The sequence below is a fragment of the Curtobacterium sp. ABR8 genome, from assembly GCF_057812125.1.
The window spans coordinates 1,570,826-1,595,614 of sequence record NZ_CM173818.1; the positions used below are offsets into that span (position 1 = coordinate 1,570,826).

General features: G+C 70.9%; 17 protein-coding genes. 12 read left to right on the top strand and 5 right to left on the bottom strand.

Annotated features, from left to right (window positions below):
- The first annotated feature begins 87 nt into the window (after positions 1 to 87).
- Together ACXKZB_RS07635 and ACXKZB_RS07640 are read left to right on the top strand one after the other, a co-directional pair.
- The gene (locus ACXKZB_RS07635) at positions 88 to 2,103 is read left to right on the top strand and encodes a beta-galactosidase (protein ID WP_488825490.1); all 2,016 of its coding nucleotides are present in this window, start codon (positions 88 to 90) and stop codon (positions 2,101 to 2,103) included.
- Complete coding sequence (locus tag ACXKZB_RS07640; protein ID WP_488825491.1) at positions 2,100 to 4,262, top strand: alpha-galactosidase; 2,163 nt, start codon at positions 2,100 to 2,102, stop codon at positions 4,260 to 4,262. Before ACXKZB_RS07635 ends, ACXKZB_RS07640 begins: the two co-directional genes overlap by 4 nt.
- Positions 4,263 to 4,373: 111 nt before the next feature.
- On the opposite strand, the gene ACXKZB_RS07645 is transcribed toward ACXKZB_RS07640, so the two are convergent.
- Positions 4,374 to 6,977 (bottom strand): glycoside hydrolase family 2 protein, encoded by a 2,604-nt coding sequence (locus tag ACXKZB_RS07645; protein WP_488825493.1) that lies wholly within the window; start codon positions 6,975 to 6,977, stop codon positions 4,374 to 4,376.
- Between the two features lie 116 nt (positions 6,978 to 7,093).
- Between ACXKZB_RS07645 and ACXKZB_RS07650 the strand changes: the two genes are divergently transcribed.
- The 6 genes from ACXKZB_RS07650 to ACXKZB_RS07675 are packed head-to-tail and all read left to right on the top strand — an operon-like array spanning position 7,094 to position 14,696.
- On the top strand, positions 7,094 to 8,779 hold the full coding sequence (locus ACXKZB_RS07650; protein ID WP_488825494.1) for an ABC transporter substrate-binding protein: 1,686 nt from the start codon (positions 7,094 to 7,096) through the stop codon (positions 8,777 to 8,779).
- A 34-nt stretch (positions 8,780 to 8,813) separates the two neighbouring features.
- Positions 8,814 to 9,803 carry an ABC transporter permease gene (locus tag ACXKZB_RS07655; protein ID WP_123313060.1) on the top strand — a complete coding sequence of 330 codons (990 nt, stop codon included), beginning with the start codon at positions 8,814 to 8,816 and terminating at the stop codon, positions 9,801 to 9,803.
- A 12-nt stretch (positions 9,804 to 9,815) separates the two neighbouring features.
- On the top strand, positions 9,816 to 10,838 hold the full coding sequence (locus tag ACXKZB_RS07660; protein ID WP_488825496.1) for an ABC transporter permease: 1,023 nt from the start codon (positions 9,816 to 9,818) through the stop codon (positions 10,836 to 10,838).
- The gene (locus ACXKZB_RS07665; RefSeq protein WP_123313058.1) at positions 10,835 to 11,707 is read left to right on the top strand and encodes an ABC transporter ATP-binding protein; all 873 of its coding nucleotides are present in this window, start codon (positions 10,835 to 10,837) and stop codon (positions 11,705 to 11,707) included. Before ACXKZB_RS07660 ends, ACXKZB_RS07665 begins: the two co-directional genes overlap by 4 nt.
- The gene (locus ACXKZB_RS07670; protein ID WP_340195890.1) at positions 11,704 to 12,597 is read left to right on the top strand and encodes an ABC transporter ATP-binding protein; all 894 of its coding nucleotides are present in this window, start codon (positions 11,704 to 11,706) and stop codon (positions 12,595 to 12,597) included. The genes ACXKZB_RS07665 and ACXKZB_RS07670 overlap by 4 nt, the downstream gene beginning before the upstream one ends.
- Positions 12,594 to 14,696: a glycoside hydrolase family 36 protein gene (locus tag ACXKZB_RS07675; RefSeq protein ID WP_488825499.1), complete on the top strand. Its 2,103-nt coding sequence runs from the start codon at positions 12,594 to 12,596 to the stop codon at positions 14,694 to 14,696. The genes ACXKZB_RS07670 and ACXKZB_RS07675 overlap by 4 nt, the downstream gene beginning before the upstream one ends.
- A gap of 131 nt (positions 14,697 to 14,827) precedes the next feature.
- On the opposite strand, the gene ACXKZB_RS07680 is transcribed toward ACXKZB_RS07675, so the two are convergent.
- Genes ACXKZB_RS07680 through ACXKZB_RS07695 form a run of 4 tightly spaced genes read right to left on the bottom strand, consistent with a single transcriptional unit; the run spans position 14,828 to position 18,352 of the window.
- Positions 14,828 to 15,454, bottom strand: coding sequence for a response regulator transcription factor (locus tag ACXKZB_RS07680; RefSeq protein ID WP_488825500.1), 627 nt, complete (start codon positions 15,452 to 15,454; stop codon positions 14,828 to 14,830).
- Positions 15,451 to 16,653 carry a sensor histidine kinase gene (locus ACXKZB_RS07685; protein WP_488825502.1) on the bottom strand — a complete coding sequence of 401 codons (1,203 nt, stop codon included), beginning with the start codon at positions 16,651 to 16,653 and terminating at the stop codon, positions 15,451 to 15,453. Before ACXKZB_RS07685 ends, ACXKZB_RS07680 begins: the two co-directional genes overlap by 4 nt.
- Before the next feature lie 53 nt (positions 16,654 to 16,706).
- Positions 16,707 to 17,516: an ABC transporter permease gene (locus ACXKZB_RS07690; protein ID WP_488825503.1), complete on the bottom strand. Its 810-nt coding sequence runs from the start codon at positions 17,514 to 17,516 to the stop codon at positions 16,707 to 16,709.
- Complete coding sequence (locus ACXKZB_RS07695) at positions 17,513 to 18,352, bottom strand: ABC transporter ATP-binding protein (protein ID WP_488825504.1); 840 nt, start codon at positions 18,350 to 18,352, stop codon at positions 17,513 to 17,515. Before ACXKZB_RS07695 ends, ACXKZB_RS07690 begins: the two co-directional genes overlap by 4 nt.
- A gap of 72 nt (positions 18,353 to 18,424) precedes the next feature.
- Between ACXKZB_RS07695 and ACXKZB_RS07700 the strand changes: the two genes are divergently transcribed.
- From ACXKZB_RS07700 to ACXKZB_RS07715, 4 genes are all read left to right on the top strand, one after another.
- Positions 18,425 to 20,830 (top strand): hypothetical protein, encoded by a 2,406-nt coding sequence (locus tag ACXKZB_RS07700; RefSeq protein WP_488825505.1) that lies wholly within the window; start codon positions 18,425 to 18,427, stop codon positions 20,828 to 20,830.
- Positions 20,827 to 21,486: an ABC transporter ATP-binding protein gene (locus ACXKZB_RS07705; protein ID WP_488825507.1), complete on the top strand. Its 660-nt coding sequence runs from the start codon at positions 20,827 to 20,829 to the stop codon at positions 21,484 to 21,486. The genes ACXKZB_RS07700 and ACXKZB_RS07705 overlap by 4 nt, the downstream gene beginning before the upstream one ends.
- 70 nt (positions 21,487 to 21,556) lie before the next feature.
- Complete coding sequence (locus ACXKZB_RS07710) at positions 21,557 to 23,590, top strand: GmrSD restriction endonuclease domain-containing protein (protein WP_488825509.1); 2,034 nt, start codon at positions 21,557 to 21,559, stop codon at positions 23,588 to 23,590.
- 188 nt (positions 23,591 to 23,778) lie between these two features.
- Positions 23,779 to 24,711 carry an NADP-dependent oxidoreductase gene (locus ACXKZB_RS07715; protein WP_488825511.1) on the top strand — a complete coding sequence of 311 codons (933 nt, stop codon included), beginning with the start codon at positions 23,779 to 23,781 and terminating at the stop codon, positions 24,709 to 24,711.
- Positions 24,712 to 24,789: the final 78 nt, after the last annotated feature.

Genomic DNA, 24,789 nt, shown 5'->3' on the forward strand with positions numbered 1-24,789 from the left:
CAGCACTCCCAACGCGTTAGTTACACACGTTGACAAACGTCGCCGGAGACGGGAGGCTGGTGCGGTCCACCCATCGAAGGAGATGCCGTGACCGCTGCCCCCACCGTCCCGTGGCCGACCGACGGCTTGTCGTTCGGCGGCGACTACAGCCCGGAACAATGGCCCCGTGCGGTCTGGCTCGCGGACGTCCGCCTGATGCGCGAGGCCGGGGTGAACCTGGTCACGATCGGGGTCTTCTCGTGGGCGCTGCTCGAGCGGTCGCCGGGGGAGTACACCTTCGACTGGCTCGACGACGTCATCGCCCTGCTGCACGAGAACGGCATCGCGGTCGACCTCGCGACGCCGACCGCCGCCCCGCCGAACTGGCTGCTGACCGCCCACCCGGAGGTCCTGCCGGTGGACGCCACGGAACGCCGTGAGCGTCCGGGTGGACGCCTCGGGTGGTGCGCCGCATCGACGGTCTTCCGCGAGCACGCCCTGCGGATCGTCGGTGCCCTGGCCGAACGCTACGGGCACCACCCGGCGGTGCGGCTCTGGCACGTGAGCAACGAGCTCGGCGGCGGGAACGGTCGCTGCTACTGCGAGGAGTCGGCAGCGGACTTCCGGCGCTGGCTCGCCGAGCGGTACGGGGACGTCGACGCCGCGAACGCCGCGTGGGGAACGGCGTTCTGGGGGCACACCTACACGTCCTTCGACGAGGTCTCGCCGCCTCGAGGCGTCGGCGGCGCACCGAACCCCGGCCTCGCGCTGGACTTCGAGCGGTACTCCTCCGACGCCCTGCTCCGACACTTCGACGCCGAGAAGGCCGTCATCGAGCAGCACTCGGACGTCCCCGTCACGACGAACTTCATGGTCGGAGCGGGATCGCAGGTCGTCGACTACGCCGAGTGGGCGAAGCACGTCGCGATCCCGGCCAACGACCACTACACGCTCGTCGACGACCCGCACCGTGAGCAGGACCTCGCCCTCGCCGCCGACCGGATGCGCGGCATCACCGCCGGCCGGAACCCCTGGCTGCTCATGGAGCACTCGACGGGTGGTCCGAGCTGGCAGCAGCGCAACCGGGCGAAGGAGCCGGGGGAGATCCTGCGGAACTCGCTCGTGCACGTCGCCCGCGGATCCGACGGCGCGCTGTTCTTCCAGTGGCGGGCGTCGACCGCGGGGGCCGAGCAGTTCCACTCCGCGATGGTCCCGCACGCCGGCACCCGCACGCGCACCTGGCGGGAGGTCGTCGCCCTGGGGCGTGCACTCCGTGACCTCGCCCCGGTGCAGGGCAGCCGCGTCGAACCGGCGCGGGTCGCGATCGTCGTCGACGAGCCGTCCGGCTGGGCACTGCAGTCCGGGCTGAAGCCGCACCGAGCCCTGCGGTACTCGCGGGAGCTCCGTGCCTGGTACGCCGCGTTCCACGACCGGCAGGTGCTCACCGACGTCGTGCCCTCGGACGCCGACCTCGACGGGTACGACGTGGTCGTCGTCCCGACGATGCTCGTCGTCGACGATGCCACCGCCGCGCGGATCGCCGCGGTGGTCGACCGTGGTGCGACCCTGATCGTCACCTACCTGTCCGGCGTGGCCGACGAGACCGCCCGCATCCGCGCTGGCGGCTACCCGGGCGCGTTCCGGCAGGTGCTCGGCGCCTGGAGCGAGGAGTTCACCCCGCTGCAGCGCGACGAGACCCGCACGCTCGACGACGGCGGGACCGTCACCGACTGGGCCGAGGCCGTGGTGGTCGACGACGCCGACGTCGTGCTCCGGTACACGCGCGGCCCGCTCGCGGACCGCGCAGCGGTCACCCGCCGCGCCGTCGGCGGCGGCGCCTGGTACGTGTCCGCGATGCTGCCTGCCCAGAGCACCCAGCGGCTCGTGGACCGGGTCATCGAGGAGCGCGCGCTCCCGCGGACGGTCGCCGCGCCTCCCGGCCTGGAGGCGGTGCGCCGCGTCCACGACGACGGTTCCGTCTTCCTGTTCCTCGTCAACCACCGCGCTGACGACGTCACGGTCACCGCGTCCGGTACGGACCTGCTCGACGGCTCCGGCCACGGGCCGGAGACCGTCGTCCCCGCGGGACGCGTCCGCGTCCTGCGCGAGGAGCGTGCGTCGTGACCGTCGTGGACCGCGACCCGGCGCCGGCGCACGCGCTGGACGGCCGGCGGGTGCACGTCCTGCGCGACGGCGGGGTGTCGCTCGTGCTCGCGACCGCCGACGCGGGACTGCCCGAGGTGCTGCACTGGGGCCGCGACGTCGGACCCGTCGCGGAGAGCGACGGCGACGACCTGCGGCTCGCGGTCGGACGGCCGCTCGGACCGAGCGCCCTCGACGCGGCCTGGCCGCTGACCGTGTTGCCGACCGAACGCGACGGGTGGGAGGGCCGACCGGGGATCGCGGGGCACGTCGACGGGCTGCCGCTCGTGCCGCGGTGGCGCGACGTCGAGGTGACCGCGGAGCCGGGCTCCCTGGTCGTCACCGCGGTGTCCGACGAACTGCTGCTGCGGAGTGCCTTCCGGCTCGACGGCGCTGGGGTGCTGCGCGTCGGGCACACCGTGACGAGCGGGGCCGCGGTGCCCGTGCACCTGCAGGCGCTCGAGGCGACGCTGCCCGTCGACGAACGGGTCGGCGAGGTGCTCGACCTGGCCGGACGCTGGACCCGGGAGCGGACCCCGCAGCGTCGAGCCCTGACCGCCGGGAGCCACGCGCGGGAGAGCCGTCGCGGTCGCACCGGCCACGACGCCCCGACGCTGCTCGTGCTCGGGACGCCCGGGTTCTCGGACGCTTCCGGTGCGGTCTGGGGCGTGCACCTGGCCTGGAGCGCCGACTCGGTGCACCGGTACGACGTGCTCGCCGAGGCGCGACCGCTGCTCGGCGCCGGGGAACTCCTGCGCGCCGGCGAGGTCGTCCTCGGGCAGGGGGAGTCCTTCGCCGCGCCCGAGGCCGTCTTCGTCTGGAGCGACGCCGGGCTGGACGGCCTGTCCGACCGGCTGCACGATTCGCTCCGCAGCCGCCCCGGCCACCCGAAGCGCCCGAGGCCCGTGGTGCTCAACACCTGGGAGGCCGTCTACTTCCGGCAGGAGCTCGCGCCCCTGGTGGCCCTGGCCGAGACCGCGGCGGACATCGGCGTCGAGCGGTTCGTGCTCGACGACGGCTGGTTCCTCGGACGGCGTTCGGACTCGACGTCGCTCGGCGACTGGCGCGTCGACCCGACGGTGTGGCCCGACGGCCTCGGCCCGCTGGTCGACCGGGTCCGCGGACTCGGCATGGAGTTCGGGCTGTGGTTCGAGCCCGAGATGGTGAGCCCGGTGTCCGAACTCGCGGCAGCGCACCCCGAGTGGCTGCTGCAGCGTCCCGAGGACGACGTCCGCACCTGGCGGAACCAGTACGTGCTCGACATGGCGAACCCGCTCGCGCGGGCGTACGTGCTCGAGGCGATGTCCGCCGTGATCGCGGCCCACCACGTCGACTTCGTGAAGTGGGACCAGAACCGCGACATCGTGCACGCGGTGCACGCCGGACGCGCCGGCATCGACGCGCACACCCGCGGGGTCTGGGCGCTGATGGACGCCCTGCGCGCCCGGCACCCGTGGCTCGAGATAGAAGCGTGCGCGAGCGGGGGCGCCCGAGTGGACCTCGGCGTGCTGGAGCGCACCGACCGGGTGTGGCCGTCGGACTCCAACGACGCCTTCGAACGGCTGCCGATCCAACGCTGGACCGAGGCACTGCTGCCGCTCGAGCTGATCGGTTCGCACGTCGGCCCCGAGGTCTCGCACACCACCGGGCGGCACCTCGACCTGGACTTCCGGATGGCGGTGTCGTTGTTCGGCTCCGCGGGCATCGAGACCGACGTCACCCGGCTGTCACCGTCGGAGCTCGACCGGTTGCGCGCGTGGACGGCGCTGTACAAACGGGAGCGCGGGCTGCTGCACACCGGGCGGCTGCGGCACCTGGAGCTCGGCGACCCCGGGCTCGTGGCGACCTCGGTGGTGGCCGTCGACCGGTCGCGGGCGCTGGTGCGGGTAGCACGGACCGAGACCGGGCCGCAGTCGCTGCCGGTGCCGTTGCGGATGCGGGGGCTCGACCGGGCTCGGCGCTACCGGCTGGCCCCGGTCGCAGGGCTGCGGGTGCCGCACGGACTCGACATGGTGCCGCCGGCGTGGCTCGTGCGCGGGCACCTGGAGCTCTCGGGGGCGGTGCTCGAGGACGTCGGAGCGCGGCTGCCGTTGCTGGCCCCCGCGACCGCGATCGTCTTCGAGCTGACCGCCCTCGACTGACTCCCGCCGAGCGGGCGAAGTGCCGGGGTGCCGGGCGTGGAGACCCGGGCATTTCGCCCGCTCGCGGATCGCCCGCTCGCCGACGGAACGGTCGGCGAGCGGGCGCCCGCGTCAGGGGAGCAGCGAGCCCGCGTGGCGCAGGACGAGCGTGGCGACGAGTGCCTCGGGGTCGATACCCGGCGCACCCGTCACCGTGAACGTCACCGACTCGCCGGCGAGCAGGGACACCAGTCCGTCGTCGACCCGAGCGGCCGGGGCCACGCGGTCCGGGAACAGCGAGACGTCCCGCGCGTAGGACGTCGCCGTCACCGTCACGACCGCCCCGTCGTCGGTCGACGTGACCGACGTCGAGAACGGCGACCGGGCGAGGATCTGGTCGACGACCTCGGCGAAGTCGAACACTGTGCGGGTCCCCGCTCCGGTGACGACCAGCACCTCGGAGCCGGCATCCCCGGGCACCGCGAGCGCAACCGGCAGCGTGACCCGGTCGGCGTCGGCGGGCCCGGCGGTGAGCGGGAACGAGGACGACTCGAGCACGGTGCCGTCGAAGGCGACGCGGGAGACTGTCACCTCCTCGGCGACCGATGCCCCGGACGCGTTCACGAGCACGACGTCGAGCCCACCCGCAGCACCCGCAGCACCGGACGCAGCGGGCTGCACGGTGAGCAGGACCGGCTGGTAGGCCTGCCGCACCGCGTACCAGACCGGCTTCCGGATGCCCGCGTGGTCGACGAGTGCCCAGGACACCACGGGCCAGTCATCGTTGAGCTGCCAGACGATCATGCCGGTGTTGTCGGGCGTGCGGGACCGGAACCACTCCATGCCGAAGCGGATCGCGTGCGCCTGGTTGAGCTGCGCGGCGAAGTGCCAGTCCTCGATGCTCGTCGGTGCGGGCAGGTGCCCGCGCATGCCGTCGGCGAGCTTCCGGTTGCCCTGGTCGGCCTTCTGGTGCACGAGCATCTCGTGGCCGTCCGGGTCGAGCGGCTCGTCGTGGACCACCGCGGTCAGGGTCGACCACGCGGGCGGCCCCTGGAACCCGAACTCCGCCACGAACCGCGGGTTCCAGTCGGCGTAGGCGCAGTAGTCGAGCCGGTTCCAGACGTCCCAGATGTGCACGCTGCCGTTCCGCTCGTCGTTCGGCGTCAGGTACTCGTCGAACGAGAACGGGCTGCCCGGTGTGTACGGACGGGTCGGGTCGAGCTCGGCGACGATCGACGGCAGCAGCGAGCGGTAGTAGCCGTTGCCCCAGGTCCGGCCGACGAGCGACGGCCGCCACCCCCACTCGGCGTACGCGACGAGGTTCTCGTTGTTGCCGTTCCACACCACGAGCGACGGGTGCGGGCTGAGCCGGGTGACGGCTTCGCGGACCTCGGGCTCGACCTCGTCGGCGAGCCAGGGTTCCTCGGCGTAGGCGGCGCAGGCGAACAGGAAGTCCTGCCAGACGAGCACGCCGAGTTCGTCGCACCGGTCGTACAGCTCGTCGGACTCGTAGATCCCGCCGCCCCAGACGCGGAGCAGGTTGACGTTCGCGTCGATCGCGTCGTCGATCCGGTCGGCGTAGCGCTCGGGCGTCATCTCGGTCAGGTACGCGTGGTCGGGGATCCAGTTCGCGCCGCGCACGATCACGGGTCGGTCGTTCACCCGGAGCAGGAACGGCGCTCCACCGGCGTCGGCCGCGGTGTCGAGCGAGACGGTGCGGAACCCGACGCGGCCGGTCCACACGTCGTCGCCGACCTCGACCCGGACGTCGTACAACGGCTGGTCGCCCTCGCCGCGCGGCCACCAGACGGCGACCTCGGGCACTTCGAGCCGCACGACGGCGGACCCGGCCGTGCGGTCCGGACCGGTCACGACGGGGCGCGCGCCGACGACCCGGCCGGCGGTCTCCGCGTGGTCGGCGGGGCGGACGGGAGGCACGGTGTCCGCACCGGGGTGCGCTGCGGACGCGTGGTGCGGGGCCAGGGTGATCCGGGTCTCCAGTCCGGCACCGGCGTCACCGCCCGCGGACGCGACGGGTGCGCTGCCGATGGCCTGCGAGAAGGCGCCGGAGGAGCCGGCGAACTCGACGTCCACGTGCGCGGTGAGCACGCCGGTGGTGACGTCGACGTCGACGAGCGGGCGGACGGCCGCGATGCGGGCGCCGCTCCACGACTCGATGCCGATCGACTTCCAGATGCCGCTCGTGGCGACGTCGATGCCCCAGTCCCAGCCGAAGTTCGACGCGTTCTTGCGCAGCGCGTTGTAGGGGTGGTGGTTGACGTGGGGGAGTTCGCCGCCGTGCAGGGCGGACAGCCGCTCGGCCGCGGGGACCGGGGCGTCGAAGGTGACGACGAGCTCGTTCGCGCCGGGGCGCAGCAGATGCCCGACGGGGAACCGGTACGCGCGGTGCTGGTTCGCGGTGGTCGCGACGACGACGCCGTTCAGCTCGATCGTCGCGAGGGTGTCCAGGCCCTCGGCGACCAGGTCGTGGCGGTCGTGCGTGCCCGTGCCCGACCACTCGAAGGTGCGGCGGTACCGCCAGACCGTGTCGCCGATCCACTGGGTCGCGGCCTCGTTGTCGCCGTCGAACGGGTCGGGGATCCGACCCGCCCGCAGCAGGTCGGTGTGCACGCAGCCGGGGACGATCGCGGCGACCGGCTCCCGGTGCGCATCGGCCTGTGCCGGTCCGTGCACCGCCTCGACCGTCCACGTGCCGTCCAGGGTGGTCCGCTCCATTGCGTCTCCTCATCGTTACGGGGCCGTGACACGACCCCTTGACCGCCTTAGTTTACGCGTGTAACAATCACGCTCACAACGTGGATCCTGCGACGACGCAGACCGAGAGGACAACGATGTTCAACCCAACCCGTTCACGGCTCGCCATCGGCGCCGCCGTACTCCTCGCCGCCGGCCTCGCGCTGAGCGGCTGCAGCGCGAGCGGCAGCGCCAGCACGAAGGGCGACGCCGCCTCGACCCTGGTCGCCTACACCGGACAGTCCGGCGACTACCAGATCAACTTCAACCCGTGGTCGCCGTCCAACATCGGTGGCGTCGGCACGATCTACGAGTCGCTGTTCTTCATCACCAACGTCAACACGAAGGACCCGAAGCCACTGCTCGGCAAGTCCTACGAGTGGAACACGGACGGCACCCAGCTCACCATCACGCTGCGCGACGGGGCGACCTGGAGCGACGGCGAGCCCTTCACGTCGAAGGACGTCGTCTTCACGCTCGACATGCTCACGAAGCAGAAGGCCCTGAACTCGATCGGCTACGACGGCACCGCGAAGGCCGACGGCGACGACAAGGTGGTCGTGACGTTCGACAAGCCGTCGTTCGTGCTCGGCCCGAACCTGCTCGGCAAGACCTGGATCGTGCCGGAGCACCTGTGGAAGGAGATCGACCCGACCACCGACGTCGTGCGCGAGCCCGTCGGCACCGGCCCGTACACGCTCGGCACCTTCAAGGCGCAGGCCTTCACCCTCGAGGCGAACAAGGAGTACTGGGACGGCGCCCCGGCCGTGAAGACCATCCGCTACCTGTCGCTCTCCGGCAACACCGCCGGCGCCGACGCGCTCAAGCAGGGCTCGATCGACTGGCAGACCGGCCCGGTGCCGAACATGGACGACATCGCCGGCAACTACAACGGCTACGACGGCATCACCGTCGGCCAGAACCAGATGGCGCTGCTCACCTGCGCGAACACGGACCTCGGCTGCGCCGGCCCGCAGACCGACCCGGCCGTCCGCCACGCCATCGCCGACGCCATCAACCGCAAGCAGCTCAACTCGCTGGCGTTCGAGAACACCGCGAGCGAGATCTCGCCGACCTTCGCGCTCACCACGACGCAGAAGGACACCATCTCGAAGGACATCGAGCCCGCCGTGATGCCGGAGACCGCCGACAAGGCCGCCGCCGCGTCGACGCTCGAGGACGCCGGGTGGAAGAAGGGCGCTGACGGCATCTACGCCAAGGACGGCAAGAAGCTGTCCCTGACCGTCGAGGTCGTCACCGGCTGGACCGACTACATCACCGCGATCGACACGATGACGCAGCAGCTCAAGGCCGCGGGCATCGAGCTCAAGGCGCAGCAGTCGTCGTGGAACGAGTGGACCGACAAGAAGACCAAGGGCAACTTCGAGCTCGCGATCGACTCGCTCGGCCAGGGCCCGACGGCGAACCCGTACTACCTGTACAACAACTACTTCACGACGGCGAACACCGCGAAGGTCGGTGAAGCGGCCCCGATGAACATCTCGCGGTACAGCAACCCCGACGTCGACAAGGCCATCGCGAAGCTCGCCACGATCAACCCCGAGGACACCGCCGCCACGCAGCCGGAGCTCGACACCATCCAGCAGCACATCGTCGAGGACCTGCCGTACATCCCCGTCATGACCGGCGGCACGACGAGCGAGTTCCACGCGGCGAAGTTCACCGGCTGGCCCACGAAGGACGACCTCTACGCCTTCCCGGCGGTCTGGGCGAGCCCGGACAACGCCGAGATCTTCAAGGCACTGAAGCCGGCGAAGGGCTGACCACGATGGGATCGCGACCGAGGAGCACTCGACGATGACCTACTTCCTGCGCAAGATCGGCTTCTACATCGTCGCGCTGTGGGCGGCACTGACGCTGAACTTCATCATCCCGCGGTTGCTGCCCGGGAACCCGGTGGACATCCTGCTCGCCAAGCTCCAGCAGCGCGGCGGGCAGGTGACCCCGGCGACACGGCAGGCGTACGAGCTGCTCCTCGGTGGCGATTCCTCGGAACCGTTGATCTCCCAGTACGGCCACTACCTGGTCAACGTGTTCCGCGGTGACCTCGGGGTGTCCGTCAGCTACTTCCCGGCGCCCGTCACCGAGGTCATCGCGAGCTCGCTGCCGTGGACGATCGCCCTGGTCGGGATCGCCACCATCCTGGCCGCGATCATCGGCGTCGGCCTCGGTGCCTTCGTCGGCTGGCGTCCGGGCACCTGGCTCGACTCGTTCGTGCCGGCCACCACCCTGCTCGCCGCGGTGCCGTACTTCTGGCTCGCGCTGATCCTGGTGTACTTCTTCGCCACCGGCATCCACCTGTTCCCGGCGCAGGGCGGCTACGACGTCATCCTGACCCCCGGGTTCAACTGGGACTTCATCGCCTCGGCGGTCCAGTACGGGGTGCTGCCCGCCGTGACGATCGTGCTCGCGTCCCTGGGCGGCTGGCTGCTCGGCATGCGCAACATGATGGTGTCGACGCTGTCCGAGGACTACATCACCACCGCCCAGGCCAAGGGGCTCTCCGACGGCAAGATCCTGCGGAACTACGCCGCCCGGAACGCCGTCCTGCCCTCGGTCGCCGGCTTCGCGATCTCCCTCGGGTTCATCGTGTCCGGCTCCGTCGTCACCGAGCAGGTGTTCTCGTACCCGGGCATCGGGTCGAAGCTGCTGTCCGCCGTGACCAACAACGACTACGCGCTCATGCAGGGGATCTTCCTGTTCATCACCCTGGCGGTCCTCGGCGCGAACCTCGTCGTCGACCTGCTGTACGGGCTCATCGACCCGCGGACGCGGGCGCGGAGCTAGGGAGGACACGCCATGACCAACATCCAGCAGGACACCGAACCCACCATCGGTGCACTCGCCGAAGAGGCCGACACCACCACGTCGATCGCCACCCGGCGGCAGACGAACGGCGGCATGCGCCGTTTCCTGCCGACCCTGACCCCGTGGCTCGTCACGGGCATCGCCCTCGTCGCCGGCGTCACGCTGTTCGGGGTGATCGGGCCGCTGCTCGTCGGCGACCCGACCACGATCCGCGACTCCGGACTGCAGGGGCCGAGCGGCTCGAACGTCCTGGGCACCACCCAGACCGGGCAGGACGTCCTCGCCCAGCTCGCCTACGCCACCCGCGGCAGCCTGCAGATCGGCCTGATCGTCGGCGTGCTCGCCACGGTGCTGTCCGCGTTCTTCGGGATCCTCGGCGCTTACCTGGGCGGGATCATGGACGAGGCGTTCTCGCTGTTCTCGAACGTGTTCCTCGTCATCCCCGGCCTGCCGCTCGTCATCGTGATCTCCGGCCTGGTGCCGCGCGAGGCCCGCGGGCTCTGGACCATCGCGGTCGTCCTCGCGATCACCTCGTGGGCCGGGTCCGCCCGGGTGCTGCGTGCGCAGACGATGTCGATCCGCAACCGCGACTACGTCTCCGCCGCCCGCGTCGCCGGCGAACGGCCCTGGCGGGTCATCGCCGTCGAGATCCTGCCGAACCTGCTGCCCGTCTTGGCGTCGCAGTTCGTGTTCGCGGTGATCGCCGCGATCCTCGGGGAAGCAGGGTTGTCGTTCCTCGGTCTCGGGGCGTCGAACTCGTCGACGCTCGGCACCATGCTCTTCTACGCCCAGAACGGCTTCGCGCTGGCGAACGGTGCCTGGTGGTGGTTCGTGCCACCCGGCCTGCTCATCGCGCTGCTCGGCATGGGCCTGTCCCTGGTGAACTTCTCGATCGACGAGGTCATCAACCCGCGGCTGGCCAACGTGCGGGCGCAGCGACGGCGCGACCGTCGTGCCAAGCGCGCCGCCCGCGCCACGCGTTCCGCACGCACCACGAAGGAGTTCGTCCGATGAGTGCCGAAGCCGTGCTGACGATCGACCACCTCGACGTCGTCTACGAGACCGAACACCCCGTGCACGCCGTCAAGGACGTGTCGCTCACCCTGGCCCCTGGCGAGATCCTCGGGCTGGCGGGGGAGTCCGGCTGCGGCAAGACGACCCTGGCCTACGCCATCACCCGGCTGCACCGACCGCCGGCGAAGGTCGCCTCGGGCAGCATCACGTTCCACGACCGCGACGGCACCGACATCGACCTGCTCGGGCTGCCGCACGAACAGCTGCGGGCCGTGCGCTGGTCGAAGCTGTCGATGGTGTTCCAGGGCGCGATGAACGCCCTCAACCCGGTCACCACCATCCGGGCGCAGCTCGACGACGCCCTGAAGGAACACCGGCGCGACCTGTCCCGCAAGGAGCGCCGTGCCATCGCCGAGGACGCCCTGAGCCGCGTCGGCGTCGACCCGTCCCGGATCACCGCGTACCCGCACGAGCTGTCCGGCGGCATGCGGCAGCGCGTGATGATCGCGATGGCGATGCTGCTCGAACCGCAGATCATGATCATGGACGAGCCCACCACCGCCCTCGACGTCGTCGTGCAGCGCGAGATCCTGCGCGAGATCGTCCGACTGCGCGACGAGCTCGGGTTCGCCGTCGTGTTCATCACGCACGACCTGCCGCTGCTGCTCGAGATCAGCGACCGGATCGCGATCATGCTGCGCGGCGAGGTCGTCGAGTGCGACCGCGCCTCGGTCATCCAGCACGACCCGAAGCACCCGTACACGCAGAAGCTGCTGCAGTCGTTCCCGAGCCTGTCGGGGGAGCGCGGCGCGTTCATCCGCTCCGGCGTCGACGACCACGCGGCCGCCGTCCACGAGGAGATCCGATGACCAGCGTGACCGTCAGCCACCTCGGCAAGGACTTCCACACCCGCAAGGGCCTGCAGCGGACCACCCTGCGCGCCGTCGACGACGTGTCGTTCGACCTGTTGCCGGGCCGGACCGTCGCGCTCGTGGGAGAGTCCGGCTCGGGCAAGTCGACCATCGCGCGGATGCTCGCCAAGCTCGAGAGCACCACACGCGGCTCGATCGACGTGCGGCTCGAGGACGGCACGCCCGTCGTCGGCAGCATGTACCGCCGGCACGTGCAGATGGTGTTCCAGGACCCCTTCGCGTCGCTCAACCCGTTCCACTCGATCGAGCACCACATCGCCCGGCCGCTGCAGCTGCACCACCGAGCCCGGGGTGCCGACGAGACCGCCGAGAAGGTGCGGGAACTGCTCGGCCGCGTCAACCTCGACGAGGACTTCGCGAGCCGCCGCCCGCACGAGCTCTCCGGCGGGCAGCGGCAGCGCGTCGCCATCGCCCGCGCACTCGCCCCGGGCGCCCAGGTGCTCATCGCCGACGAACCGGTGTCGATGCTCGACGTGTCGATCCGGCTCAGCGTGCTCAACCTGATGGGACGCCTGCAGCGCGAGGACCACCTCGCCGTGCTGTACATCACGCACGACCTGGCGACCGCACGCCACTTCTCCGACGAGATCCTGGTGCTGTACCGCGGCCGGGTCGTCGAACGCGGACCCTCCGACGCCGTGATCCTCAACCCGCAGCACGACTACACCCGGCTGCTCGCCGAGGCCGCCCCCGACCCCGAGCGGATCGACCGCAAGGTGACCTCGGGCAGCGCCCTCGACCGCGCGAAGATCGACAACACCACCTGCTACGACCACGGCATCGGTGACTGGGTGACGAGTTCGCCCGCGCCGGTCGGCGCACGGTGAGCGGAGCCTTCGCCGACTGGGTCACGCCCGGGTTCTCGGCGCGCTTCCGGATCGGCGACGACCAGCCCGCCGCACTCGTGTCCTTCGTGCCGGCCGGTGGAGCGCTCGCCGACGGACCCGACGACCCGCAGCCGTTGGTCGAGCTGACCACGATCGGACACGGGCGGTTCCCGGGCGGGTTCCGGCACGTGGACTCCACGATCGGGGCGCGACTGCGACCCGTTTCCTGGCGTGGGTCCGACGACGCGACCGATCCGTGGTTCCGCATCGTGCAGACGGACGCGGCCACGGGCCTCCAGGTCGAGTCGGTGTTCCGGGCGCGCGCCGACGTGCCGGGTTTCCAGACGTGGACCGAGGTGTCCGCCGATGACGGCGAGCACGTCGTGGACTTCGTGTCGTCGTTCGCGACCGGGGCGTTCCTGACGGACTCCGGGGTCGGCGTCGACGACCTGGCCCTCGTGCACGCGGACAACGACTGGGCGGCCGAGAGCCGGTGGCGGACCGATCCGCTGCGGTCGATCGGGCTGGCGCGCATCGACCGCGAGGCGCAGCACCACCCGCCCCGCAGCCGCGCGGTCGTGCAGAACCGGGGGTCGTGGTCGACGGGCGAGGCGCTGCCGATCGGGGTGCTGCAGGCGGACGGCGCTGTGCCGGCTCCGTACGCGCTCGTGTGGCAGATCGAGCACAACGGGCCGTGGCTGTACGAGCTCGGCGAGACCCGGCGGCACGCGTACGTGCTGCTGAGCGGACCGACCGACCAGGAGCACCAGTGGACGGCCGTCGTCGCTCCGGGGCAGCCGTTCGTGTCCGTTCCGGTTTCGGTGGGGATCGCCGGTTCGGTCGGTGGTGCCTTCGAGGTGCTCACGGCGCAGCGTCGGGCGTTCCGGCACGTGCGCGAGGCCGACCGTGCCCTGCCGCTCGTGTTCAACGACTACATGAACACGCTCATGGGCGACCCCACCACCGAGAAGCTGCTGCCGTTGATCGACGCCGCTGCCGACGCCGGAGCGGACCTGTTCTGCATCGACGCGGGCTGGTACGCCGAGGGGCACTGGTGGGACACCGTCGGAGCGTGGGAGGAAGCTGCGTCGCGGTTCCCGACGGGGCTCGGGTCCGTCATCGACCACATCCGGTCGCGGGGCATGCAGGCCGGGCTGTGGCTCGAGCCCGAGGTCATCGGCATCCACTCGCCGCTGGCCGCAACCCTGCCGTCGTCGGCCTTCGTGCACCACCACGGCGTGCGGGTCGCGGAGCACGGCCGGCACCTGCTCGACCTCCGTTCGCCGGAGGCTCGGGCGCACCTGGACACGGTCGTCGACCGGCTGGTCGGGGAGCTCGGGGTGACGTTCTTCAAGATGGACAACAACACCATGACGGGGCCGTTCGCCGGGATGCTCGACCACCAGCGGGCGCTGCTCGACTGGCTCGACGACGTGCAGGCCCGGTACCCGTCGCTGCTCATCGAGAACTGCGCCTCGGGAGCGATGCGCGCCGACTCCGCGATGCTGTCCCGGTTGCACATGCAGTCGACCTCGGACCAGCAGGACCCGGTGCTGTCGGCGTCGATCGCCGCCGCTGCCCCCGCCGCGATGCTGCCCGAGCAGGCGGGGAACTGGGCGTACCCGGCACCGTCGATGTCGCCCGACCTGTTCGAGCTGTCGCTCGTGAACGGGGTGCTCGGGCGGATGTACCTGTCGGGCTACCTGAACGAGATGTCGCCGGCGCAGCGGGCGGTCGTGCGTTCTGCGATCGAGGCACACCGCGCAGTGCTCGAGGTCATCGAGTCGTCGGTGCCGGTGTGGCCGCTCGGGTTGCCGGCGTGGGAGGACCCGTGGGTCGCCCTCGGGTTGCGCGCCACGTCCGGGGAACTGTACTTGTCGGTCTGGGCGCTGCCCGGTGCCGGCTCGTCGGTGTCAATGCCGCTGTCGGGCTTCGCCGGGCAGGCGGTCGTCGTCGAGCCGCTGTTCCCGACGGCGCTCGGATCGTGGTCCGTCTCGTGGGAGGCATCGGCAGGCGTGCTCCACGTCGGTCACGGTGGCGCCACCCCGACGGCACGGGTGTTCCGCGTCCGACCGGAGGGGGCGGACGCGGAGCACTGAGCCGGTGGTGACACCGGGTGGGCGCGCGTCGATGGCAGCGGCGTGCGTCAGCTGGTGAGCAGGAATGGTCGGGTCGCGGTGACGCACCCGACCATTTCTGCTCACCAAGCGCGCGTCGGGAAGCGCGCGGGTCAGGGGAGGAGTCGGAGCTCCATCGCGCGGGTCACGGCACGGGTGCGGTCGTTGACGCCGAGCTTCTCGAACACGTGCCCGAGGTGCGTCTTCACCGTCGTCTCGCTGAGGAACAGGGCGCGGCCGATCGCCGGGTTCGAGTTGCCCTGGGCGACGAGTTGCAGGACCTCGAGTTCGCGTGGGGTCAGGGACGGGCCCGTCGGGATCCCACCGGTGGCCCGCCTGACGAGCGCAGCCGCGGCCGACGGGGCCAGTGCCGTCTCGCCCCGCGCCGTCGCCCGCACCCCGGCGAGGATCTCGGACTCCGGAGCCGCCTTGAGCAGGTAGCCGGTGGCCCCGGCCTCGATGGCCGCGAGGATCTGGTCGTCGGACTCGTACGTCGTCAGGATCAGGACGCGGACGCCCGGTTCCGCCGCGAGGATCTCCGCCGTCGCAGCATCACCGTCGAGCTCGGGCATTCGCAGGTCCATCAGCACGACCTCGGGGCGCTCCGCCAGCACGACGGACACCGCGGCACGGCCGTCGCTGGCCTGGCCCACCACGTCGATGTCGTCGGCGTCCTCCAGCAGCGCGACGATGCCGGAGCGGACGATCGGGTGATCGTCGGCGACCACGACGCGGATCACCGGGTCACCTCCGCCACGGGGTGACGAACGGCGGACGGGAGGCCCGGTGCGGCTCCGGTGGGCAGGATCGCCTCGACGACGGTGCCCCGGCCCAGGGCGCTCGTGATCGTGCAGGTACCGCCGGCGAGGGCGAGGCGCTCGCGGAGTCCGCGCAGGCCGTGCCCGGCGGTGGGCTGCTCGGGGTCGAACCCGGCGCCGTCGTCGGTGACCCGCAGCACGGTCTGCTCTTCGTCGCGGAACAGACCGACCTGCACGGAGGCGGAGCCGGCGTGCGCGCGGACGTTGGAGAGGGCCTCTTGCGCGACCCGCAGCAGGACCACCTGCGCATCGCGATCCAGCACGCAGTCGGACGCGTCGACGGTGACGACTGCTCCGGTCTCGCGGGTGTGCCGTTCGGCGAGACGGTGGAGGGCGCCGGCGAGGCTGTCGTGGGTCATGCCGGCTGCCCCGGCTGCGACGAGCGTGCGGGACTCCTCGAGGGCGGCGCGGGCGGATTCCTCGAGGACGGTGAGTCGTTCCTCGAGCGCGTCGGAGCGGTCGTTCGCCAGGTCCCCGCGGGCCCGTTCGGTGAGCATGACGATGCCGGCGAGGTTCTGCGCGACGGTGTCGTGGATCTCGCGGGCCAGGCGCTCCCGTTCGCTCGCGATGCCCGCCGTGCGGTTCGCGTCGGCGAGGGACTGCTGGGTGGCGCGGAGTTCCTCGACGAGCTGGCGGCGCTCCTCGGACAGGCCGGCGACGCTCGAGATCCACACGCCCATCGCGCAGGCGCCGATGACGCTGATGCCCTCGATGAGCAGGGTGCTGACGAGGGCGTCCGGGCCCTCGGAGACCTGCAGGCCGATGCCGCTCGCGACGCCGATCGCGATGGACAACAGGACCGCGGTGCGGACCCGCTCGGACTGCACCCAGACCAGCGGGAACACGATGCACTGCACGAAGGCGGTGCTCGGCACGACGGCGGGCAGCGCCAGGGCGGCGACGACGACGAGTGGCAGGAACGCGGCGGCGGCTCGGGGGCTGTCGTAGCCGCGGTGCCCGTACGCGATGTACGCCACGACGAGGACCACCACAGCGAGGTACGCCGGCCAGCGGGTCGACCACGGGGACCAGCCGAGCGCGGTGATCACGGCGGTGAGGAGCATCGTGCCCGCGAAGAACACGTGCAACCACCGGTTGCGCACCCACGTCTCGCCGCTCATGACCACAGCATCCCATCGATGCAGCACCTCGGAGCGGTTCTCCACAGGCCCCATCAGGCGTCCTTGCGGTTCCAGCGGAAGGTGAGGGCGCAGGCCACCGTGCCCCCGACCAGCCACGCGACCAGGACGAGCGTTCCGAGGGCGAGGTGCCACGCGCCTCCCGGCTCGGCGGACGCGAATGCGTCGGGCAGGAAGACGGACCGCATGCCGGACGCCATCCAGCGCAGGGGGAAGACGGACGCGACGTTCTGCAGCCAGTCGGGCAGCTGCGTGAAGGGCAGGTAGACGCCGGAGATGAACTGCAGCACCAGGACGATGGGGACGATGGTGGCGGTGGCACGGCGGCCCTCGCGGGGGAGCGCCGAGATCGCGATGCCGAGAACGCAGCTGGTCGCGATGCCGAGGACCATCACGCCCGCGAAGACGCCCCAGTTGCTCGCCGCGGTCGGCAGGTCGACGCCGAACACCAGGCTCGCGATGCCCAGCAGCAAGGCCGTCTGCGCGATGGTCGTGACGAGGACCATGCCGATCTTGCCGACGAAGTAGCTCAGCACCGGCAGCGGTGTGCCACCGAGGCGCTTCAGCGTGCCGTCGCTGCGCTCGGTCGCGATGTCGACGCCGAGGGACTGGGTGCCGGAGAGCAGGATCCCCGTCGCGACCAGCCCGGGCAGGTAGTAGGTGGCGTAGTCGACGCTGACCGGTCGCCCGTTGCTGGCGACGGCGCGGATCGGGTCGGCGTCCGCGAAGGCGACCGAGAAGAGCGCCAGCATGATGATGGGGAAGAGGAACGTGAAGAAGACCGCGTCGGGGGCGCGGAAGTAGGAGCGGATCTCATACGAGATGCGGCTGGTCGCGGTGTTCACTGCTGGCCCACCATTCCGAGGTAGACGTCCTCGAGGGACGGGCGGATGACTTCGAGGTCGTGCATGGCCGTGGTGCTGCTGCGGACGAGTGCGGTCGGGTCGGTCGTCCGCTCGTCGTGGTGTTCGCCGGCATCGTCGCGCCAGCGGACCCGTGGTGTGCGGGCTGCGGCGCCACCGATCTCGTCGATCGGGGCGATGTCGAGCAGCTTCCCGTCCGCGATCACCGCTGCGCGGTCGGCGAGCTGGGCTGCTTCGTCGAGGTAGTGCGTGGTGAGCAGGATCGTCGTGCCCTCGGACTGCACCTGGCGCAGGAGGTCCCAGAACTGCCGGCGGGCCTCGGGGTCGAAGCCCGTGGTCGGTTCGTCGAGGAACAGGACCTCGGGGCGGCCGATGATGCCGAGGGCGACGTCCACGCGGCGGCGCTGGCCACCGGACAGTCGGGCGATGCGGGTGTTGCGCTGGTCGGTGAGCCCGACTGCCCCGAGGAGTTCCTCGGTGCTGCGGTGCTTCGGGTAGAGCGTCGCGAAGTGGTGCAGCTGCTCGGCGACGGTGGCGTTCGGGGACTCGGCGCTGGTCTGCAGGACGATGCCGATTCTCTCTCTGTGTCGTCGGGACGCCTTGTTCGGGTCAACGCCGAGGACGCGGACGTCGCCGGCGGTGCGGGAGCGGTACCCCTCGAGGATCTCGACCGTTGTGGACTTGCCGGCACCGTTCGGGCCGAGCAGAGCGAAGGTCTCGCCCGGCTCGATCGTGAAGGAGACGTCGTCCACGGCGCGTTTGCCGGTGGCGTACTGCTTGCCGAGGTGCTGGACCTCGATGGCGGGGGACTCGGGCATGGGTCCAGCCTGGCCGGTGGGGCGCCGCGGGGGATCGGTGGGGGCGGTGGCGCTGCATCCTCCGATCGGGGGATGGTGCGGATGGACGGACGCGCTTTCCGGGAGCTCTTGCATGGAAACGGCATGTCGTATTACGAATATCCGAAACTTCAGATTTCGATGCTCTTCTGGTTTGCTCCTCGTCGGGCCGATTCGAGCTCGCCGTTGCAACCAGAAAGGCCGATCCATGAACCGATTCGGAAAGCTGTCCGCTGTCATCGCCGGGGTGTCGCTCGTGGGGGCGCTCTCGACCGGCGTCGCGCACGCAGCACCGGCCGAGGTCTCCTCCGTGACGAGCGGAAGCGCATCCGTCGATGGCGTCAGCACGAACGGGACGCAGGCTGTCGGTGGCGGTCTCTGGTCGTACACCGTGACCCGCGACAACGTCGTCTCGGCGTTCGAGAACCACCGCTTCATCCACAGCACGGCGGTCAAGTCATCGGGCAAGACGAAGTCCTCGGGGCTCGTCGCGAAGGGGCGGCTCGCCAGCGCCGTTCGACCGAAGGCGCTGTTCGGAAACCAGGCGTTCTGGGGCATCTACTGATCCGGAGCTTCGCGGCCGCCACCGTCCTCGCGGTGGCGGCCGTACCCGTGCTCGTCGCCGGCCTCGTCGTGTTCGTGGTCGGGAGCGGCGAGGCGAGCGGGTACCTCTCCGCACGGACGATGATCGACGTCGTCGACCTGCCGTTCGGACCGACGAAACAGGAGCACGTCGAGCAGCTCACCGAACTGGCCGAGGAACACGACGTCTCGCTGGCCCTCGTGGTACCCGACCGCTCCGGTGCACCGAACTCGGTCGACGCGTACGCGTTCACCGGTTCGGTCGCCGAGCCGGTGTTCTGGGGGACGGTCGTCGAGCACCCCGCGAGTGACATCGGCGATGCCGTGATCGTGTGGTCGTACGCCGTCGACGGGACTGCTGACCACGTGCGGTCGTTCCTCGACGCATTGCACGGCGCGGAGTTCAGGTTCATGGATGCGACACCGACGGCCCGTGTTCTGGTCCCCGCGGTGATCCAGCAACCCGGCGTGCTGGCGATCTCGGCGTGCGTCGTGCTCGGGATCGTCATCGCGCTCGTCGCTGAGTCGGACCGGCGCGCGAGTCGACAGCGCCTTCGCGAACTCGCCGGGTGGTCGCCGAAGCGGGTCGCAGCTCGTGAGTCGCTCGAGGTCGCGGGGCTGCTCGTCGCCTGTTCCGTGCTGGTGTGCGGAACATTCGCCGTGTACCTGCTCGTCCGCGGGGCATCGCCGACGATCTGGTCGTTCAGCTCCGGACTCGCCGCGGTGGTGTTCCCCATCACCCTCGTCAGCGTCGTCGGAGTGCACGTGGTCTGCTCGATCGCGGGCCGTCGCAGGTTCGGGAGCCTCGCGGCCCCGGTCTGGCGCCCGATCGTCGTCTCGCTGTGTGGCGTCGCACTCGTCGGCATCCTGACCTCGAACGCCGGCGCTGTCGCAGAGAACGAACGACGGGCGACTGCACTCGAGCGGTCGCTGAGCCGCGAGGCTCCGCACGGCGATGACGTCGTGCTGGGTGTCGGCAACGACACCATCGAACAGGAGCGAACGTTCGGGCAAATCGCCCGTCGAGCCCTCGATGCCGGTACCGCGGAATTGGCGCAGACGACCTTCATGCAGGACGCCCTCCTGCTCGCCGGCGACTCCGCTGAGCAGCTGACCGCTCCGAACCGCGACGGCGTGACCGTGCTGGTGCCGCGCAGCATGGCAGGCGACGCTGACGCCATCGTCGATCACGTCCGTACGGCTTTCGATGACGGCTGGGAAGTGGACGGTGATCGTCCGCCCCGAACGGTTCCGATCCGCCCCGAGGTGGTGGACACGACCGTTCCGATCGTCGAGTCCGCCGATCGATGGGTCGACTGGGTGACGCCACGAACCACCGACGCGCTGGACGTCCCTGTGATCGTGGTGGCAGATCTGCGAGACGTCCCGCCCAACCGGCTCGGGACGGCGGCTCGCAACGGTGAGGTGCGGTTCGCCGATCGGTCGACGCTCGTCCGCGAACTCCGCGCTGCGGACCTACTCGACGTCGTCACCCAGATCAACCGGGTCGGTGCCGTGCTCGAGCGTGAGCTCGCTGCCGTCCGCACCGAGCGAGTGGTCGTCATCGGGGCATCGCTCGGCGCCGTACTCGCGAGCCTGTTCGCTGCCGCCACCCTGGTCGCCGACCACCGGATGCGACGTCGACGCGCGGGACGCCTGCGATTCCTGGTCGGTCGCCACCCAGCCGTGCAGCACAGACAGTTCGTGTGCACCGCGAGCGGGATCGTCGCCGGAACCACCGTCGTCGTGCTGCTCGGTGGTCAGACCGTCGATGTGATCCACGTTGCCGGGACGGCTGGCGCCGCCGCTGTGCTCGCCGCTGTGGCCCTGTCCCTCCTGCTCGCTGCCACACACCACCGAGAAGGGATCCGACGATGACCGAGCAACTGCGACTCCGCGCCGAGGGGATCGGGTACGACATCGCCGGTCGGACGCTCTGGGACGGCGTCTCGTTTCGGCTCCGCGCCGGGGAAGCCCTCGCCCTCCGCGGGCCTTCCGGGCAGGGCAAGAGCACGATGCTCCGCTGCTTCGGAGGACTCGAACAACCGACACGGGGGCGGATCACCGTCGATGGCAACGTTCTGCAGACGGCAGGAGAGGGAGAACGTCGGGCGCTGCGCCGGGACACCGTCGGCCTGGTCATGCAAGACCACGCCGTCGTGCCGGAGTGGACGGTCACGCAGAACTTGCGGGTGTTGCGTCCGAGCGGCGTCACCCGTGCCGAGCTCGGCGACCGGATCGACGAGGCGCTACAGATCGTCGGGCTCGGTGGTCGCCGTGCTGCTCGTGCCGGGACGATGAGTGGCGGAGAACAGCAGCGGGTCGCTGTCGCACGGGTCCTGGCGCAGCGACCACGGCTCGTCCTGGCCGATGAGCCCACCGCGTCGCTCGACAGCGAGAGCGCGGCCCGCGTCAGCGCCGGTCTGGACGCGCTGCGTGCATCCGGCAGCGCCGTCGTCGTGGCGACCCACGACCCTGCGCTCATCGCATGGGCCGGCGCGGAACTCGCGCTGGCAGTCGACGCGACCACCTGACGGACGCCGGGCGCGTAGCGAGCTGGCACCGGGCCTCCCGTCCGAACGAAGCACCCATCGAAAGGCGACCATGGACGTCCGTGAGACCACGCTGCAAGAGCTGTTCGGAGGACCGAAGCAGTACCTCGTCCCGCTCTACCAGCGGCCCTACGCATGGGAAGCCCGCCAGCGCGAGCGGCTCTGGGCCGACGTGCTGGAACTCAGCGAGACCCGACGCTCCGAGCCCGGCGCCACGCACTTCACCGGTTCGCTCGTGTTCTCGACCGGCACGGTCGTCCCGAGCGGCATGGAGTTCCTCGTGGTCGACGGCCAGCAGCGGTTGACGACGCTCTCGATCCTGCTCTGCGCCCTGCGCGACACGTTCCGGGAGCGCCGTCCGGAGTCGCCCGTGCTCGCCGAGAGCATCCACGAGCAGTACGTCGCCGATCGCTTCAAGCCCGGCGACGCCAGGCTCAAGCTCCTGCCGACCCAGGCGGACCGCGACGCGTACCGAAGCGTGGTCGACGGCGGCGCCGACGTGCCGGACGAACCCGATGCGTCGGTGTCCGGCGTGCGCGACGCGTACACGTACTTCCGACGCGAGCTCGGCCGGGTCGACGACCTCGAACTGACCCGTGACGCCGTCCTTGGCGGCCTGGTCTTCGTCTCGATCACCGCGAAGGACGAGGACAACGTCTACCGGATCTTCGAGTCCCTCAACAACACGGGGATGCGGCTGACACAGGGGGACCTGGTGCGCAACGACCTCTTCATGCGACTCGGGCACCGTGGTGAATCGGCCTACTCGTCGTGGTGGCTGCCGATGCAGCGTCGGCTCAGTGTGAACGACCTCGAGCTGCTCTTCTGGTTGGACGCCGTGGCCGAGGAACCGCTGCTGAAACAGGGCGACATCTACAGCTCGCAGCAGGCCCGCCTGGCGGCGATGGACGACGAACAGATCCTGGCCGAGATCGAACGGTTCAGCAGACTGTCGGAGCACCTCATGCGCATCCGGGACCCGTCGCAGGAGTCCGACCCGACCGTCCGGAAACACCTGCGGCACCTGGCCGAGTGGTCCTCCACCACGACCGTCCCGCTCACCCTGCGGTTGCTGTCCCGTCGCGCAGCCGGCACCAGTACCTCTGCCGAGGTCGCCGGTGCGCTCGCGACCCTCGAGGCGTACCTCGTCCGGCGTACCCTCGTCGGGCGGCCGGGGCAGGGACTCAACCGGATCATCCTGCAAGCATGCGGGGAGCTCGACGACCGACCCGTCGACCAGGTGCTGCTCGACTACTTCTCCACCGGCCGGAAGCACTTCGCGACCGACGAGCAGGTGCGCGAAGCCATCCGGACGCAGCCGTTCTACCTGCGCGGGCTCCGCAACCAGCAGAAGCTCATCCTGAAGTGGGTGCAGGAGGAGCTGAACCCCAACGAACCGATCGACGTCGAGCGGTCCACCATCGAGCACGTCCTGCCGCAGACGCTCACCCCGGACTGGCGGGCAGCGCTCGCCGCAGACCCCGACGGGGAGTCCGTCGACGCCGTGCACGAGCGGCTCGTCCACTCACTCGGCAACCTGACGCTCACCGGGTACAACGCGACGCTCGGCAACCGCCCGTTCCCCGAGAAGCAGGCGGAGTACCGGCAGAGCAGCTTCACCGCGCTCAACCGACTGGTGCTCGATGCGCCGGTGTGGGGACGCACGCAGATCCTGGCGCGGAGCGAGTGGTTCGCGGACCGCATCATCCGCCAGTGGACCGGCCCGAACGTGCGCGCCCGCTCGGTCGGCGGCCGCCGGGACTGGTCGGTCGTGCACCGGGCGATCGCGGCCATCCCCGCTGGGCGCTGGACCTCGTACGGCGACCTCGCGGCCCTCATCGGCACGCACCCCGCTGCGGTCGGCGCGCACCTGGCGGGGACCGAGATCCACGGGACGCACCGGGTCCTGCAGGGGAGTGGCACCGTGGCGCCGGGGTTCCGCTGGCCGGATCCGTCGGACGACCGCGATCCACGGGCCGTCCTGGAGGCCGAGGGACTCGCGTTCTCGGCGAGCGGCGTCGCACGCGCTCGAGATCGGCTGTCGACCGCCGCGCTCGCGGCGCGGATTGGCCGGACGGCCGAGTGAGCGGGTCGCGTGGCCAGTGGACGTCACCGTCTTCTGTCTGGAGGCCCGTGGCGGGCTGGCACCGTCCCTCCCGGCACGGCCGCCGTGCCGCTGGCGCGTCACGCCGGAACCGGCGGGTGGGGCCCACCTCCCGTCCGATCGTGGGTCGCGTCAGGTTGCGTCAAGCAACGCGCGCGTAGACCGGGAGGATGCAGGTCGTCGGAGTCGAACAGTTCGGAGGGCCGGAGGCCCTCGCCGTCCACGAGGTGCCGGAGCCGCACGCCGGTGCGGGATCCGTGCGGATCCGGGTGCAGGCGTTCGCCGTGAACCCGACCGATACAGGGGTGCGTGCCGGGGAGCGGGACAGCTCGCAGGCCTCACCGCCGTACGTGCCGGGGATGGACGCCGCTGGGGTGATCGACGAGGTCGGGCCCGACGTCACCGGTTGGCAGGTCGGCGACGAGGTCATGGCGATGGCCTTGCCGCTCACCGCCCACGGTGGCGCCTACGTGCAGGAGCTCGTCGCGCCGGTGGGGTCGTTCACGCGGATTCCGCGTGGGACGTCGCTCCCGCTCGCCTCCACAGTGCCGATGAACGGGCTGACGGCGTTGCAGATCCTGTCGCACGCCTCGCTCGCGCCGGGACAGACGCTCGCCGTGACCGGGGCCGCGGGGCTGCTCGGGAACTACCTGGTGCAGCTGGCGAAGGCCGCCGGGCTGACCGTGATCGCGGATGCTGCTTCGGCGGACGAAGCGCTCGTGCGGTCGCTCGGGCCGGACCACATCGTGCCTCGTGGTGATGGGTTCGCTGCCGCGGTGCGCGAGCTCGTGCCGGACGGGGTCGATGCGCTCGCCGATGCTGCGGTGCAGCGTGGGGTCGTCGTCGATGCTGTTCGAGACGGGGGAGTGTTCTTCGACGTACGTGGGTGGCAGGGCGACGGGGCTCGGGGGATCGAGTTCGTGCAGGTGATGGTGTTCTCGGAGTACCGGTCGTTCGACAAGCTCGAGCAGCTGCGGCATGCGGTGGAGAGTGGGACGTTGACGCCGCGGGTTGCCGAGGTGCTGCCGGCTGCGCGGGTTGGGGAGGCGCATGAGCGGTTGGAGGCTGGGGGGACGCGGGGGCGGTTCGTGTTGACGTGGTGAGTCGCCGACGTAATGGGTGGGAGGCGCGGTGCCGGCTGGTTCCGCGTCCCTCGTTGTTCAGCGGGCGCCTTCTCCTTC